Here is a 14,683-nt window from a genome sequence, read left to right as displayed (position 1 = left end):
TGCCCCGCGACGAGGACCGCCTAAGCTGCCGATCTGATAGGATAGGAAGAGGATCGGTGCGCGTGCGGATGACGAGCTTTCTGGGCGTATTGGCGATGCTGGCGAGCGGTGCGGTGGCGGCGAGCACACCGGTGCCGGGATCGAACCCGCTCTTCCACGACAAGTTCACCGCCGATCCCGCGCCTTTGGTCGTCGGCGACCGGCTGTACCTCTATGTCGGGCACGACGAGGCGCAGCGCGACGAGATGTTCAACATGCGCGAGTGGCTGGTCTATTCCACCACCGACATGCGTCATTGGACGGCCCACGGTCCGATCATGAACGTCAAGGATTTCAAGTGGGCCAAGCAGGACGCCTGGGCCTCGCAGACGATCCGCAAGAACGGCAGATATTGGTTCTACGCCGCGGTCGAGCATGACGCAACGCACCCCGGCAAGGCGATCGCGGTGGCGGTGGCGGACAAGCCCACCGGTCCGTTCGTCGACGCCAAGGGCTCGGCGCTGATCACCAACGAGATGACGCCCAAGGGCACGCACAGCTGGGAGGACATCGACCCCACCGTGCTGACCGACGACGACGGCACCACCTGGATCGCCTGGGGCAACCGGCAATGCTATATCGCCAAGCTCAAGCCCAACATGATCGAGCTCGACGGACCGATCACCGAGATCACGCCGCCGCACTTCGAGGAGGGCCCGTGGCTGCACAAGCGCGGCAACCTCTATTACCTCACCTATGCCTCGCTCGATCGCAGCAAGCATCGTGATGAGAAGATTTCCTATTCGACGGCGCCGACGATCCGCGGGCCGTGGACCTATCGCGGCGAGCTCACCGGATCGGGCAAGTACAGCTTCACCATCCATCCCGGTATCGCCGAGTTCAAGAAGCATTGGTACCTGTTCCTCCACAATGCGACGCTCGCGATCGGCGACCTCAACGGTGCGATCGGGCGGCGTGCGGTAACGGTCGAGTATCTCCACTATAATCCCGACGGCACGATGAAGCCGGTGGTGCAGACCGAGGCGGGCGTCACCGGCCCGGCCGGCTGAACCGCGGCTTACAGCATCTCCAGCGGCACCGGTCCGCGCGGGCGCGGGAAAGCGCGGTCGAGCGCAGCGATCTCTTCGGCGGTAAGAAGGAGATCGGCGGCGGCGCGGTTCTCGCGGACATGGGCGATGCGGGCGGCCTTGGGGATCGCGATCGTCCCGTCGCGTGCGAGCAGCCACGCCAGCGCGACCTGCGCGGGCGTGGCATCGCGCGCCGCCGCCAGCGCGGCGAGCACGGGATGGCCGAGCAATCGACCCTGCTCGACCGGGCTGTACGCCATTGCCGGTATGCCATGGTCGGCCAGCCAGGGGAGCAAATCATGCTCCGGACCGCGCCGCGTCAGATTGTAGAGGATCTGATCGGTCGCGCAGGCCGCCCCGCCGGCGGCGACCAGCTCGGCCATGTCGTCGCGGTCGAGGTTGCTCACGCCCCAGCGCAGGATCTTGCCCGCGGCAACCAGCCGCTCCATCGCCTCCACCGTCTCGCCGAGCGGCACGCTGCCGCGCCAGTGCAGCAGGTAGAGGTCGAGCCGGTCGGTACCGACGCGCTCGAGACTAGCCTCGCACGCGGCCGCCAGCCGCTGACGCGACGCGTTCTGCGGATAGGCCTTGCTGACCAGGAACACCGCCTCGCGCTGCCCGGCGATGGCTTCGCCGACCACCCGCTCGGACTCGCCGTCCGCGTACATTTCGGCGGTATCGATCAGCGTCAGCCCGAGCGCGACCCCCTCGCGCAGCGCGGCGACTTCGGCAGCGCGCGCGTCGGCGCGCTCGCCCATCATCCAGCTGCCCTGGCCGAGCGCGGGCACCGACGTGCCGTCGCGCAGCCGCACCGACCTCATCGCGCGCGCCCGCGCCAGAGCGCGATGCCCGCGAGCGCCGCCAGCGCAGCCGCCCCGGCAGCGGCGGCCTTGCGACCGCGATGCGGGTCGCGGCGTCCGCCGTCCGGTCCGCTCGGCGCGGCGGGAGGCTCGTGCAGCGCGCCCGCGGTGTCGGCGCCGCGCGGCGCCCGCGCCGACCATACGTCCATGAAGCCGTTCATCACCGCCGCCATCAGGTTGGGCGCGGCGAACTGGCCGAGCTTGAGCAACAGCGCAGGCGCCCCCACCACCACGGTATTACGCGGGTGACGGGCGAGCCGCACCACCGCCTTCGCTACCGTCTCCGGAGCGAGCGCGCCGGGCGGCAGCGACAATCGCGCGCCCGAGTAATTGCCGGCGTGATCGATCCCGGGCGTGTCGACGAAGGTGGGATAGACGTCGCAGACGTGGATGTGCGCGTGCTTCGACAGCTCGCCGCGGAGCGCCTCGCTGAACCCGCGCAACCCGAACTTGCTGGCGGCATAAGCGGCGGCAAAGGGCGTCGCGACGAAGCCGCCGACCGAGATCATGTTAACCCAGGTGCCGCGCTCCTGCGCCAGGAAGATCGGCACCACCGCATGCGCCTCGTTCATGTGCGACAGCAGATTGGCCTCGACCACGCGCGTATGATCGGCGAGCGGCACGTCGTGGAAGCGCCCCACCACGCCGACGCCGACACAGCTGAACCACAAGTCGATGGCGCCGAGCGTCGCACGTGCCTCCTGCGCCAGCGCGGCGACCGCCGCGGCGTCGGTGACATCGACCACGCGCGTCTCCGCGCTGCCCCCGGCGCTGCGACAGCGCGCCGCGACGTCGTCGAGCCCGGCCGCGCCCCGCGCCGCGAGCACCAGCCGCGCGCCGCGTCGCGCAAAGGCGATCGCGGTGGCGGCGCCGATGCCGCTCGATGCGCCGGTGATGACCACCCGCAGCTGATCACGCTTGCCCATGTCGTTTCCTCTCGTCGCCCACGGCTGTGGACGATCGGGGGAAAGCGACGTTCCGCCGGGTTGGCGTGTCTCAACATTCGCGCGGCGCCGAGGCGGCGACGGGTGCCTGCCTCAACTGGCTGTGATGACAGGAAATTCGTTGAGCGTGACATCGCCTCGCCGGCGCCTGCCCGCCGCGAATGTTGAGAAAGTTGAGGCGCCGGCGCGGTTCGGGCCGGGGCGCGGCACGAATGTTGAGACGCGGGGCGCGGACCGGCGCCGATTGTCGATCCGATGAGCACCGGCGGCCGCTGCGCGCGACCGCCGGCGATGAGAAAGAGCGCTGAGCCGGGGTCGCACGACGCGGCGCGTGTAGGACAGGGCTTCCGGGCAGCTCGACGGCGGCGACCGCCAGCCCGATGGCCTATGCCGCGATCAGAACTCCGACCAGTCGTCCTGCGCCACCGCTACGGCGGCGCTGCTGCGGGTGGCACGCGCGCCCGCCGCGATCCGCGCGCCGGCCTGCGCCGCACGCGCTTGCAGCTGGTGTACCGGCGAGCCAGCGCCGGAGGCGGCGGCCGGCGCGGGCAGCGCTGACGGGGCTCGATCATTCAGCCGGAAGCGGGCGACCTGACGCGACATATTCTCGGTCTCCTCGGCGAGGCTGCGCGCCGCCGCGGTGGCTTCCTCGACCATTGCGGCATTCTGCTGCGTGACGCCGTCCATCTCGCTGACCGCGGTGTTGACCTGCTGCAGCCCGGTGGCCTGCTGCTCGGCCGCGGAGGCGATGTCCGAGACCAGCGCGCTGATCTCGCCGATCCGGCCGGTGATGCGTGTCAGCGCCTCGCCCGCCTGCGCCACCAGCGTGACCCCGGCGTCGACCTGCTCGGTCGAGGCGTTGATCTTGCTCTTCACGTCCTTGGCGGCATCGGCCGAGCGCTGCGCCAGCGCACGAACCTCGCTGGCGACCACCGCGAAGCCCTTGCCGGCATCACCCGCGCGCGCTGCCTCGACGCCGGCGTTGAGCGCCAGCAGGTTGGTCTGGAAGGCGATGCCGTCGATCACCGCGATGATCTCGCTGATCTCGGTCGACGAGCGCTCGATGCCGTTCATTGCGTCCACCGCGCGGCGCACGACATCGCCCGACTGCTCGGCATCCTTGCGGGTCTCGATCACCGCGCTGTTCGCCTTCACCGCGTTCGCGGCGGTGTCGCGCACCGTCGTGGTGATCTCGTGCATCGCGGCGGCGGTCTCCTCGAGGCTGGCAGCCTGCTGCTCGGTGCGGCGCGACAGGTCGTCGGACGCCTGGCGGATGTCGCCCGCGCCGTTGGTGATGCCCTCGGCGCTGGCGTTCACCGCGGTGAGCGTCGTCGCCACCGAGTCCATCGCATGGTTGAAGTCGGTCTTCAGCTTGGCGAACGGCCCGGTCAGCTCGGCGTTGATGCGTGCGGTGAGGTCGCCGCGCGCGAGCGCGTCGAGCCCGTTGCCGACGCTGTCGACGATCAGTGCGGTCTGCTGCTGCTTGGCGCGCTCGGCGGCGACAAGCTGGTCGCGGAAGGCGACCATCGAGGTGGCGAGTTCGCCCACTTCGTCGCGGCGCGGATCCACCGCCACGTCGGCGTTGAGATCGCCCGCCCCAAGCCGCCGCATCGTCGACGTCATTGCGGCGAGCGGGGTGGCGATGCCGCGGATCAGCGACAGCAACATGAAGACGGTGAGCGCGAGTGCAGCGACGGCGATGCCGATCGAGCTATTGCGCGACCAGCGATACAGGTCGCTGGCCGCGTCCATTTCGCCCTCCATCAGCTTGATCTGAATGGCTTGCATCTCGGCCGCGTCGTCGTTGCCGCGATCGAAGGCGCTCTTGCTAGCGCGATAGGAGGCAAGTGCCGCGTCGTTCTGATTGTTGTGCGACAGCTGCAGCGTCGCGCGAGACTGCGCCATATAGGCGGCCCAATGCTGACGGAAAACGCCGAGCGCCGCGACCGCCTTGGGATTGGTCAGTTTCTTGTCGAGAAGCGTGACGTTCTGATTGATCAGCGCGTCGGTGTTCGCCGCATCCTTTTCCGCCGCGCGGATCGCCTCGGGCTCGGTCGACAGAATGCTGGCCGCCTCTGCGACGCGATAATCCGACGTGCTGGTATTCACGGTGGCGATCGCGATCAGTTTGTCCCGCCGGTCGCGGCCAAGCGTCTCCGCCGCATCGTTCAACTTGCTTTGCGCGCTAATCGACATCGCCGCCATCACGACCAGCGCAGCGGCGAGGATGCCGAAGGCGGTGAGCAGCTTGGCACTAATCTTCAGGTTCTTCATGACACAGGCCTCATGATCTAAACCTGTGTATAGAACCTAGGAATTGCCAATATCTTAGCGAACGTTGCCGGCTAAACGCGATATTTACAATTGCCGCTTAGGATGGTTAGCCGATGCTTAAGGCCGGATCGCCCCGACGCACGACTCCCTGCCTGCGGTGCACCGGCGACACGCGGCGCGATCGCGGCTAGGCTGGCGGCATGGAGCGGTGGCGGCATCTGATCGAGCGACGACCGGCGCTGGCCGCCTGGCTGCTGCTCGCCGCGCTCGCGCTCCGCCTGCTCGCGCCACCCGGCTTCATGCCCGCCGCCTCGGCGCACGGCATGGTGCTGGTTGCATGCCCGGAGTGGAGCGACGTCGTGGTGGTGCCGTCGCCCCACGCCGGACATCATCCCACCAATCGCGATCCGCACACGCACGCCGAGACGAGCTGCGCCTTTGCCGGGCTCGGCCAGCCGACGCTCGCCGCCGGCGATCCCCTGCCGCTCGCATTGCCCATTCGGTCGCACTGGATCATCGCGGCGCTGCCCCGACGGGTGTTCCGCGTGGTTCCCGCGGCCCACACACGCCCCCCGCCGCACGCGCCCCCGACGCTGGCCTGATCGGACCAACCTCGCCGGTCGCCGCCCAGCGCGCGTCCGGCACCGTCAGCGGCAGCGCGCCCGCGGGTGCGCGAACGATCGGATCCCCATGTCACGCCTCCTTCTTCCCGCGAGCGCGGTCGCGCTCGCCTGTAGTCCCCTTGTGGCGCGCGCGCAGGCGCCCGCGCCCGAACCGCACGTCGCCCGCGATGACACCGCGGGCACCGGCCTCGCGATCGGCGACGTGGTCGTCACCGCCCAATCGATGACGCGCGCCACCAGCGACGTGCTCACCTCGGTTGACGTGCTCGGCGGTGATGTCGCGCAGCGGCAGAACGTCGATAATGCCTGGGAGCTGTTCGCGCGCTTGCCCGGCGTGGTGCTGACCGACTTCGGCCAGGGCACCACCTCGGGCCGCTTCTCGATCCGCGGCTTCAACGGCGAGGGCGAGCTCAACGCGGTGAAGCTGCTGATCGACGGCATTCCGTCGAACGACAATGCCGGGCGGATGGACTTCATCGATCTCGTCTCGCCGCTGGCGATCGGGTCGGTGGAGCTGGTTCGCGGCACCTCGGACCCGCGCTGGGGGCTTCACGCCATCGCGGGCAGCGCCAACATCGTGACGCGCACCGGCGGAACATACCTCGACACGCGTATCAGCGCGGGCGCGTTCGGCACCGCCGAGGCGCAGCTGGCGGCGGGCGCCGAGACGGGACGCCTGAGCCAGAATCTCGCGGTCGGCTATCGCAGGTCGGACGGCTATCGCGACCATGCCGGCTTCGACCGGCTGACGCTGTCGGGCAAGTGGCGCGTGGATCTCGGCGGCGCGCAGCTCGGGCTGATCGCGCGCCACAGTCGCGCCGCCGCGGACGAACCGGGCTATCTCACCGATGCGGACGCGTACACGGATCGGCGGCGGTCGTATCCCGTGTCGGCGAGCGACGGCGGCACGCGCGAGCTCGGCCAATATGCGGTGTCGCTCGACGCCGCGCCCACCGAGCAGGTGGCGCTGTCGCTCACCGGCTACGCCAATACCATCGACGACAATCGCTATGTGCGCTTCTCGGCGGGCGTGCCGCAGCAGCAGCGGCTGACCGAGGAGCAGCACTATGGCGTCATCGGCGCGCTCCACTGGCACGCCGCGTCCTGGCTGATGGCGGAAGCGGGCGGTGACGTGCAGTGGCAGCACAACATCAGCCAGCGCTGGACCACCGAGCGGCGGCGCGTCGTCGCGGCGACGCGCGACCAGGATGTCGATCTCACCGTCGGCGGCGGCTATGTCCAGCTGGTGGCGACACCGACGCGCTGGCTGCGCGTGACCCCGGCGTGGCGTGTCGACCGAGTCGGTGGCGAATACGTCAACCGGCTCAACGGGCAGCGCTACCCGGTCAATGATTATGGCACGATCAGCCAGCCCAAGCTGTCGGTCGCGGTCGAGCCGGTGGCGGGCGTCACCGGCTACGGCAATTACGGGCGGACCTTCCAGATCGGCGCGGGCTCGGGTGCGTTCCTGGTGCCGCCGCGCGCGCGCGACGTCGCCGCCTCGATCAATGAGGGCTATGAGGCGGGCGTGCGGCTGGCCCGCGGCGGATGGCTGACCGCGCGCGCCGCGGTGTGGCAGCAGACCGCGACCGGCGAACTGCGCCGCCGGCTCAACGATCCTGCGGGCGAGTTCGACAATCTCGGCGCGACGCGGCGCCGCGGGCTCGATCTCGAGGCGAGCGTGCGGCCGGTCGCCGGGCTGTCGGCCTGGGCGAGCTGGTCGCACCAGAAAGCGGTGATCCGCGTGCCCGACCCGGCGACCCCGTCACAGGCCGGCAACGCGATCGACCATGTGCCGGGCGACGTTTACACCGCCGGGGTGGAATGGGCGCCGCGCGCCGGGCGGTGGCGGGGCTCGCTATGGGGCAACGGCCAGTCGGCTTACGAGCTGACGCCGGCGAACGCGCAGGGTCGCTATGGTCGCTATTTCCAGCTGACCGCGGAGGCGGGCTATCGGCTGACGCGCGCGGTGGAGCTGTCGGTGCAGCTGCGCAACCTGGCGAACGATCGCTACGAATATGTCTGGTACGACGGGACGCAGCGGCTCCACGCGCCGGCGGATCCGCGCACGCTGGCCGGGGCGGTGCGGGCGCGGTTCTGAGCGGGGCGGGCGAGCGGGAGCCCGAGGTCAGCAACGTCGCGCGACATGGCCCGGACCGGCGTTCGACCCACCTCATCTTAGCCGTAAGCCTGCTCCGGCGCTCGCCGGAGTCCAGGCGCGCCGACGGTACGGTTTGCCGCTCTGGGCTCCCGCGGACGCGGGAGCACGGATCGGCTTGGATGGACCGGCCTCTGCCGGGTCGCTGCCGGGGGTAAAGCGATCGACGCTATCCCCGGCAGCACGTCCTCACTTCTCCGCCGCGGGCACCGGTGCGCCCAGCGCGCGAGCGACGCGCGCCACCTCTTCGTCGCTCGGCGGCTCGGGCAGGTCCTCGCCCGGCAGCAGCGCGTCGTCGGGGATGCCCGGCGCGGTGGTGGCGAGCGGTTCGTCGCGCGCGCGATCGTTGGCGCCGGTGGTGATCTTCTCGGGGTCCGTCATGATGCTCTCCTCGGTCGCGTGGCTCAACCCGCGAACGCGCGAAAGGCCGCATGTCCCGGCATATCGGAACAAGTGTGCGACTGATCCACTTTAGTCCGGCGATCGACAGGAGAGCGCCATGACCAAGAGCCTGAAAGCCGGTGACAAGGTGAAGTGGGACACGCCGCAGGGGCAGACCAGCGGCAAGGTGGTGAAGAAGGAGACCTCGACCACCAAGGCGGGCGGTCACACCGCCAAGGCCACCAAGGATGATCCGCAATATCGCGTGAAGAGCGACAAGTCGGGCAAGGAAGCGGTGCACAAGCCGGACGAGCTGAAGAAGGCGTGAGATCGGCGAGCGGGGCGTCGTCGCTGCGCCCCACCACTCCATCTCACTTCATCCCGGCCCTACCGTTTTTCCGGCTCACAACCGTGATCCCGCCCTCTACCGTCATCCCGGCGCAGGCCCGGATCTACGGTGCCGCACATCCGTCGGCCACCGAGTATGCGGAACGGTGGATCCCGGCCTGCGCCGGGATGACGGTAGTTTGTGCGACCGCGACGGTACTCGAAGTCTCACCACCATGCGCCGGCTCAGCGCGCGGGATCACCTCCGGCGTCCGTCGCCGCCAGCGCGGCCCGCACCAGCGGCGTCACTCGGTCCGCGATCCGCGTGACGCCGGTGGCGTTGGGATGCACGCCGTCGGGCAGCATGAGGGCGCGGTTGCCGAGTACGCCGTCGAGGATGAACGGGTACAGGGGCGCGTGATGCTGCTTCGCCAATTCGGGAAAGATGGCGTTGAACCGGCCCGCATAATCGGGACCCAAATTGGGCGGCGCGAGCATGCCGGTGAGCACCACCGGGATCTTGCGCCGGGCCAGCTCGTCCAGCATCGCGGCAAGATTGTCGCGCGTCACCTTGGGATCGAGCTGACGCAGCACGTCGTTGCCGCCGAGCCCGAGCAGCACCAGGTCGGGCGTCGTGCCGAGCCGGTCGAGCGTGTAGGCGAGGCGCCGGCGACCGTCCGCGGTGGTGTCGCCCGAGACGCCGGCATTGACCAGCCGCGCGTTGATCCCTGCGGCGCGCAACCGTGCCTGGATCGCGTCGGGCAGGCTCTGCCCGCGGCTCAGCCCATAGCCCGCGTACAGGCTGTCGCCGAACGCCAGCACCGTCCGCTCCGGGCCGCGTACCGGCACGGTCGCGATCGGCTCCGGGCCGGTGGCGGTGTCGTTGCCGCCCGCGCGCATCGTCTCGGGCGCGGCGTCGTCGGCGTTGGAACAGCCGCCGACCAACAGCGCGGCTTGGACAAGCGCCGCCGGCGCCGCATATGTCAGATATGATCTCGTCACGAACGCATCGGCTCCGCTGAATGTCGGCGCCGCATATGGTCATCGCCGCGCGCGATGTAAGGCTCACGCTCGGCGGCGCCGAGCCGGTCGAGATCCTGCGCGGGGTCGATCTCCAGGTTGCCGCGGGCGAGAGCGTCGCGCTGCTCGGTGCCTCGGGCTCGGGGAAATCGTCGTTGATGGCGGTCCTCTCCGGGCTGGAGCGTGCCACCTCGGGCAGCGTCGAGGTCACCGGGCTCGACTTCGCCGCGCTTAACGAGGACGCGCTGGCGGTGGCGCGGCGCGGCCGGATCGGGATCGTGCTGCAGGCCTTCCACCTCCTGCCGACGATGACCGCGCGCGAGAATGTGATGGTCCCGCTCGAGCTCCAGGGCGCGGGCGACGCCCGTGCGCGGGCGGAAGCGGAGCTGGCGGCGGTCGGCCTGGCGCACCGGCTCGACCATTATCCCGCGCAGCTCTCGGGCGGGGAGCAGCAGCGCGTCGCGATCGCGCGCGCGCTGGCGCCGCGCCCCTCGCTGGTGTTCGCCGACGAGCCGACCGGCAATCTCGACGCCGCGACCGGCGCGCGCGTGGTGGAGCTGCTGTTCGAGCGCCGTCGCGCCACCGACGCCAGCCTCGTCATCATCACGCACGATCCCGCGCTGGCGCAGCGCTGCGACCGCGTGCTCGAGCTCGCCGACGGGCGATTGGCGTGAGCGGCTGGCCGCTGGCGTGGCGGCTCGCCCGGCGCGAGCTGTCGCTACGCTTCAAGGGACTGCGGCTGCTGTTGCTGTGCCTGTTTCTCGGCGTCGGCGCGCTGGCGGCAATCGGCAGTCTCACCCAGGCGATCACCGGCGAACTGGCGGCACGGGGGCGGGTGCTGCTCGGGGGTGATGCCGAGTTCGCGATCTCGCAGCGCGTCGCGGACGCTGACGAGCGCGCCGCGATCGCGCGGCTCGGTCGCGTGTCCGAGACGGTGCGGATGCAGTCGATGGCGGTCGCGCGCGACGGCGCGACCGCGCCGGTCCAGCTCAAGGCAATCGACGCGGCCTATCCGCTCTACGGGCGGCTGACGCTCGCGGGTGGGCACGTCGCGCGCGCGCCGGCGGCGGACGTGGCGCTCGTCGCGCCTGCGCTGGCCGAGCGGCTCGGCCTGCGGGTCGGCGACCCGCTGCGGCTGGGTGCGGCGACATTCCGGATCGGCGGGGTGATCGCGGACGAACCCGACCGGCTGGGCGAGGGCTTCAGCTTCGGGCCAGTCGTGCTGGTGTCGAGCGCGGGGCTGGCGCGCACGGCGCTGGTCCAGCCCGGCAGCCTGTACGAGACCAAATACCGGGTCGCGCTCGGCGCGCGCGATCCCGCAGCGGTGGTGGCAAGCTTCGGCAAGCGCTTCGCCGCGGCGGGGTGGGAGACGCGCACGCGTGACCGTGCGTCGCCAGGGGCGAGCCGCTTCATTGCGCGGATGGGTGAATTCCTGACCTTGGTCGGGCTCGCCGCGCTGGTGATCGCGGGGATTGGCGTGGGCAATGGCGTCTCCTCCTATCTCGAGCAGCGGCGCGCCAGCGTGGCGATGCTCAAGGTGCTCGGCGCGACATCGGCGACGGTGACACGCGTCTACCTCATCCAGGTGCTCGCGGTGGCGGGGATCGGGATCGTGCTGGGGCTGGCCGCCGGGCTGATCGCGGTGCCGCTGGTCGGCGCGCTCGCCGGCGCGGTGCTGCCGGTGGCGCCCGGCTTCGTGGTGGCGCCGCTGCCGCTCGCGCTCGCCGCGCTCTACGGGCTGCTGATCGCACTCGCCTTCTGCGCGCCCGCCTTGGTCGCTGCCGGGCGCGTGCCGGCGGCGGCGCTGCTGCGCGGCGTCCACGATCGACGCGTGAGGGGCGGGCGCGTCGCGGCGGCGTGGATGGCCGCGGCGGGCGGCGCGCTGGTGGCGCTGGTGCTCGTGACCAGCGAGCGGCCGCTGTTCGCCGCCGGCTTCCTCGGCGCCGCCGCGGCGACGCTGCTGCTGCTGGTCGCGCTCGGCCATGCGGTGAGATGGCTTGCCGCACGCCTGCCCGCGCCGCGGCGCCCGCTGCCGCGGCTCGCGCTGGCCGCGCTCCACCGGCCCGGCGCGCGCACGGTCACGCTGGTGGTGGCGCTGGGCCTGGGCCTCACCCTCTTCGTGCTGCTGGCGACGATCCGCACCAGCCTCGACGGGAACATCACGCGCAGCGTGCCCGAGCGCGCGCCCGCTTTGTTCGTGCTCGACGTGCCGCCCGAGCGCGAGGGCGCGTTCCGCGCGACCGTCGCGGGCGCGGCACCGGGTGCGGTGATCGCGACGGTGCCGCTGATGCGCGGCACGATCACCGGCTATGCCAAGACCCGAGTCGCCGATCTCGCCGAGATACCAGAGGGCGCCTGGGCGCTGCGCGGCGAGCGCGGGCTGACCTTCGCCGCGGCGCTGCCCGCGGGGAGCACGCTCAGCGCGGGCCATTGGTGGAACGCGGCGGAGGCACGCCGGCCCTTGGTGTCGGTCGACGAGCGGCTGGCGCAGTCGCTCGGGCTCAAGATCGGCGATCCGCTGACGGTGTCGGTGCTCGGGCTGGAGCGCACCGCGACGATCGCGTCGTTCCGTCGCATCGCATGGGACACGCTCGGCTTCAACTTCGTGCTGGTGTTCTCGCCCGGCGCGCTCGCCGACGTGCCGCACAACCTCGCCGCGACGATCGACATGCCCGCGGCGCGCACCGGCGCGGTGACGCGCGCACTGCTGCCGCGCTTTCCGTCCCTGTCGGTGATCGAAGTCGGTGGCGTGCTCGCGCAGGTGCAGACGGTGGTGCGCCAGATGGCGACCGCGATCGCCGCCGCGGCGGGCGTGGCGGTGCTCGCCGGCGTGGCGGTGCTGGTCGGCGCGATCGCGGCAGCGCGCGCGACCCGCACCTATGACGCAGTGGTGCTCAAGGTGCTTGGTGCGACGCGGCGACAGGTGCTGGCGATGCAGCTGCTCGAATATGCGCTGCTCGCGCTGGTGGCGGCGGCGGTGGCGCTGCTGCTGGGTGTGGCAGGAGGCTGGTACGTGGTGGTCGAGCTGTTCGGGTTCGAGTGGCTGCCCGACTGGGGAGCGGTCGCGGTCACACTGCTGGTCGGCGTGGTGGCGACGGTGGCGATCGGCGTCGCCGGCAGCCTGCCGGTGCTGCGGGCACGACCGGCGGCGGCGCTGCGGGAGCTGTGACGGGGAGGCTGTTCGTGCGTAGCTCCGCGGCTATAAGCTCTCTCCCGCACAGGGGAGAGGGCTTCGAGCTCGGATACATCAGTTTGCTTGCTCAGGCAGGCCATCGCACGATGATGAACCTGATTCATCGCCTTCCTGAGTGAAACGACTGATCCACATCGGCTGCTGATACGTTAGGATTTGCGACAAGTCCGGACGGACTTGGGTCAATGCCTCACAGGGCGGGAAGAGAGACGCGGCGATGTCCGACACGGCAGATTTCACCCTATCGCGCCGCGGGGTACTCGCCGGTAGTGCGGCGAGCGCCATGGCCGCGGCGGCGCCCGCCGCGGCAGCCCCGCAGCGGACGCCGCCAAGCGCGATCGCCACCATGCCGGTGAACCTCACCGTCAACGGCGAGAAGCATGCGCTGACGCTCGATCCCCGCACCACCCTGCTCGACACGCTGCGCGAGCATCTTCACCTCACCGGCACCAAGAAGGGCTGCGACCACGGCCAGTGCGGCGCGTGCACCGTGATCGTCGAGGGGCGGCGGATCAACTCGTGCCTCAGCCTAGCGCTCCAGCACGAGGGCGACTCGATCACCACGATCGAGGGGCTCGGCACACCCGACAAGCTCCACCCGATGCAGGCCGCGTTCGTGAAGCACGACGGCTATCAGTGCGGCTATTGCACGCCGGGGCAGATCTGCTCGGCGGTGGCGGTGCTCGACGAGATCAAGCGCGACGTTCCCAGCCATGTGCAGGGCGACCTCACCGCCAAGGCGCGCTTCACCAACATGGAGCTGCGCGAGCGGATGAGCGGCAACATCTGCCGCTGCGGCGCCTATTCGAACATCGCGGAGGCGGTCGCCGAGGTGGCCGGGGTCAAGGGCGGGGGAGAGCGCGCATGAGGACCTTCACCTACGAGCGCGCGACCGACGCGGTGGCGGCGGCGCGCGCGGTCGCGCAGCGGCCCGGCGCCAAGTTCCTCGCGGGCGGCACCAATCTGCTCGACCTGATGAAGCTCGAGATCGAGACGCCGACGCACCTCGTCGACGTCCAGGACCTCGGCTTCGACACGATCGAGAAGACCAGGGAGGGCGGACTGCGCATCGGCGCGCTCGTCACCAACACCGATCTCGCCGCCGACGCGCGCGTGCGGCGTGACTATGGCGTGCTCAGCCGCGCGATCCTGGCGGGCGCCTCGGGGCAGTTGCGCAACAAGGCCTCGACCGCGGGCAACCTGCTCCAGCGCACGCGCTGCCCGTATTTTTACGACACCAACATGGCGTGCAACAAGCGCAAGCCCGGTGATGGTTGCGCCGCAATCGGCGGCTATTCGCGCCAGCTCGGCGTCATCGGGGTGAGCTCGTCGTGCATCGCCACCTTTCCCGGCGACATGGCGGTGGCGATGCGTGTGCTCGACGCGGTGGTGGAGACGGTCGACGCGAGCGGGCAGCGCCGCGCGATCCCGATCGCCGACTTCCACCGGCTGTGGGGCGACCATCCCGAGCAGGACACCAACCTGCGCCCGGGCGAGCTGATCACCGCGGTGGTGCTGCCCAAGCCGATCGGCGGCGAGCATTTCTACGAGAAGGTGCGCGATCGCGCCTCCTATGCCTACGCGCTGGTATCGGTCGCGGCGGTGATCCAGCGCGACGGCAGCGGGCGGGTGGCGTTCGGTGGCGTCGCGCCCAAGCCGTGGCGGGTCGCGGAGGCGGAGGCGCTGCTGCCGCAAGGTGCCGCGGCGGTGACCACGCGCGCCTTCCAGGGCGCGACGCCGACCGAGGACAACAAGTTCAAGCTGCCGCTGGCGACGCGCGCGCTCGCCGCGGTGCTCGCCCAGGCGGGCACGCCCGCGCAGAAGAAGGGCTGAGGC

General features: G+C 70.7%; 13 protein-coding genes. 8 read left to right on the top strand and 5 right to left on the bottom strand.

Going from position 1 to position 14,683, the window contains the following annotated elements; translation table 11 throughout:
• The first annotated feature begins 68 nt into the window (after window positions 1-68).
• Window positions 69-1,049: a glycoside hydrolase family 43 protein gene (locus tag ACMGDM_RS02800; protein ID WP_436802613.1), complete on the top strand. Its 981-nt coding sequence runs from the start codon at window positions 69-71 to the stop codon at window positions 1,047-1,049.
• Window positions 1,050-1,057: 8 nt separating this feature from the next.
• On the opposite strand, the gene ACMGDM_RS02795 is transcribed toward ACMGDM_RS02800, so the two are convergent.
• The 3 genes from ACMGDM_RS02795 to ACMGDM_RS02785 form a co-directional block, all read right to left on the bottom strand.
• Window positions 1,058-1,888 (bottom strand): aldo/keto reductase, encoded by an 831-nt coding sequence (locus tag ACMGDM_RS02795; RefSeq protein ID WP_436802612.1) that lies wholly within the window; start codon window positions 1,886-1,888, stop codon window positions 1,058-1,060.
• Window positions 1,885-2,853, bottom strand: a complete 969-nt coding sequence (locus tag ACMGDM_RS02790; protein ID WP_436802611.1) for an SDR family oxidoreductase — start codon at window positions 2,851-2,853, stop codon at window positions 1,885-1,887. Before ACMGDM_RS02790 ends, ACMGDM_RS02795 begins: the two co-directional genes overlap by 4 nt.
• A gap of 414 nt (window positions 2,854-3,267) precedes the next feature.
• Window positions 3,268-5,145: a methyl-accepting chemotaxis protein gene (locus ACMGDM_RS02785; protein WP_436802610.1), complete on the bottom strand. Its 1,878-nt coding sequence runs from the start codon at window positions 5,143-5,145 to the stop codon at window positions 3,268-3,270.
• A 200-nt stretch (window positions 5,146-5,345) separates the two neighbouring features.
• Here ACMGDM_RS02785 and ACMGDM_RS02780 point away from each other — a divergent pair, with 200 nt between their 5' ends.
• Together ACMGDM_RS02780 and ACMGDM_RS02775 are read left to right on the top strand one after the other, a co-directional pair.
• Window positions 5,346-5,747 carry a hypothetical protein gene (locus ACMGDM_RS02780; RefSeq protein WP_436802609.1) on the top strand — a complete coding sequence of 134 codons (402 nt, stop codon included), beginning with the start codon at window positions 5,346-5,348 and terminating at the stop codon, window positions 5,745-5,747.
• Between the two features lie 88 nt (window positions 5,748-5,835).
• Entirely contained in the window at window positions 5,836-7,869 is a 2,034-nt protein-coding gene (locus ACMGDM_RS02775) for a TonB-dependent receptor (protein ID WP_436802608.1), read from the top strand.
• 246 nt (window positions 7,870-8,115) lie between these two features.
• Here the strand turns inward: ACMGDM_RS02775 and ACMGDM_RS02770 are convergent, their stop codons facing one another.
• Window positions 8,116-8,307, bottom strand: coding sequence for a hypothetical protein (locus ACMGDM_RS02770; RefSeq protein ID WP_436802607.1), 192 nt, complete (start codon window positions 8,305-8,307; stop codon window positions 8,116-8,118).
• Between the two features lie 118 nt (window positions 8,308-8,425).
• On the opposite strand from ACMGDM_RS02770, the gene ACMGDM_RS02765 reads away from it, so the two are divergent.
• Window positions 8,426-8,635: a hypervirulence associated TUDOR domain-containing protein gene (locus ACMGDM_RS02765; protein WP_436802606.1), complete on the top strand. Its 210-nt coding sequence runs from the start codon at window positions 8,426-8,428 to the stop codon at window positions 8,633-8,635.
• A gap of 245 nt (window positions 8,636-8,880) precedes the next feature.
• On the opposite strand, the gene ACMGDM_RS02760 is transcribed toward ACMGDM_RS02765, so the two are convergent.
• On the bottom strand, window positions 8,881-9,636 hold the full coding sequence (locus tag ACMGDM_RS02760; protein ID WP_436802605.1) for an arylesterase: 756 nt from the start codon (window positions 9,634-9,636) through the stop codon (window positions 8,881-8,883).
• Window positions 9,637-9,656: 20 nt separating this feature from the next.
• Here ACMGDM_RS02760 and ACMGDM_RS02755 point away from each other — a divergent pair, with 20 nt between their 5' ends.
• From ACMGDM_RS02755 to ACMGDM_RS02740, 4 genes are all read left to right on the top strand, one after another.
• Window positions 9,657-10,328 (top strand): ABC transporter ATP-binding protein, encoded by a 672-nt coding sequence (locus ACMGDM_RS02755; protein WP_436802604.1) that lies wholly within the window; start codon window positions 9,657-9,659, stop codon window positions 10,326-10,328.
• A complete protein-coding gene (locus ACMGDM_RS02750; RefSeq protein ID WP_436803616.1) occupies window positions 10,319-12,823 on the top strand; it encodes an ABC transporter permease in 2,505 nt (834 codons plus the stop codon). Before ACMGDM_RS02755 ends, ACMGDM_RS02750 begins: the two co-directional genes overlap by 10 nt.
• Before the next feature lie 241 nt (window positions 12,824-13,064).
• Window positions 13,065-13,715 carry an aldehyde dehydrogenase iron-sulfur subunit PaoA gene (gene paoA, locus ACMGDM_RS02745; RefSeq protein WP_436802603.1) on the top strand — a complete coding sequence of 217 codons (651 nt, stop codon included), beginning with the start codon at window positions 13,065-13,067 and terminating at the stop codon, window positions 13,713-13,715.
• Complete coding sequence (locus ACMGDM_RS02740) at window positions 13,712-14,680, top strand: FAD binding domain-containing protein (RefSeq protein WP_436802602.1); 969 nt, start codon at window positions 13,712-13,714, stop codon at window positions 14,678-14,680. Before paoA ends, ACMGDM_RS02740 begins: the two co-directional genes overlap by 4 nt.
• The last annotated feature ends 3 nt before the right edge of the window (window positions 14,681-14,683 follow it).

The sequence above is a fragment of the Sphingomonas larreae genome, assembly GCF_051400595.1.
Lineage (GTDB): Bacteria > Pseudomonadota > Alphaproteobacteria > Sphingomonadales > Sphingomonadaceae > Sphingomonas.
Note: the sequence above shows the minus strand (reverse complement) of the source record. Positions and strands in the feature narration are given on the sequence as shown.

Bases quoted from the DNA above. Each gene is read 5' to 3' on its own strand.
- ACMGDM_RS02780 (WP_436802609.1), top strand. From the start codon at position 5,346: ATGGAGCGGTGGCGGCATCTGATCGAGCGACGACCGGCGCTGGCCGCC.
- ACMGDM_RS02765 (WP_436802606.1), top strand. From the start codon at position 8,426: ATGACCAAGAGCCTGAAAGCCGGTGACAAGGTGAAGTGGGACACGCCG.
- paoA (WP_436802603.1), top strand. From the start codon at position 13,065: ATGTCCGACACGGCAGATTTCACCCTATCGCGCCGCGGGGTACTCGCC.
- ACMGDM_RS02790 (WP_436802611.1), bottom strand. From the start codon at position 2,853: ATGGGCAAGCGTGATCAGCTGCGGGTGGTCATCACCGGCGCATCGAGC.
- ACMGDM_RS02740 (WP_436802602.1), top strand. From the start codon at position 13,712: ATGAGGACCTTCACCTACGAGCGCGCGACCGACGCGGTGGCGGCGGCG.
- ACMGDM_RS02775 (WP_436802608.1), top strand. From the start codon at position 5,836: ATGTCACGCCTCCTTCTTCCCGCGAGCGCGGTCGCGCTCGCCTGTAGT.
- ACMGDM_RS02800 (WP_436802613.1), top strand. From the start codon at position 69: ATGACGAGCTTTCTGGGCGTATTGGCGATGCTGGCGAGCGGTGCGGTG.
- ACMGDM_RS02785 (WP_436802610.1), bottom strand. From the start codon at position 5,145: ATGAAGAACCTGAAGATTAGTGCCAAGCTGCTCACCGCCTTCGGCATC.
- ACMGDM_RS02770 (WP_436802607.1), bottom strand. From the start codon at position 8,307: ATGACGGACCCCGAGAAGATCACCACCGGCGCCAACGATCGCGCGCGC.
- ACMGDM_RS02755 (WP_436802604.1), top strand. From the start codon at position 9,657: ATGTCGGCGCCGCATATGGTCATCGCCGCGCGCGATGTAAGGCTCACG.
- ACMGDM_RS02795 (WP_436802612.1), bottom strand. From the start codon at position 1,888: ATGAGGTCGGTGCGGCTGCGCGACGGCACGTCGGTGCCCGCGCTCGGC.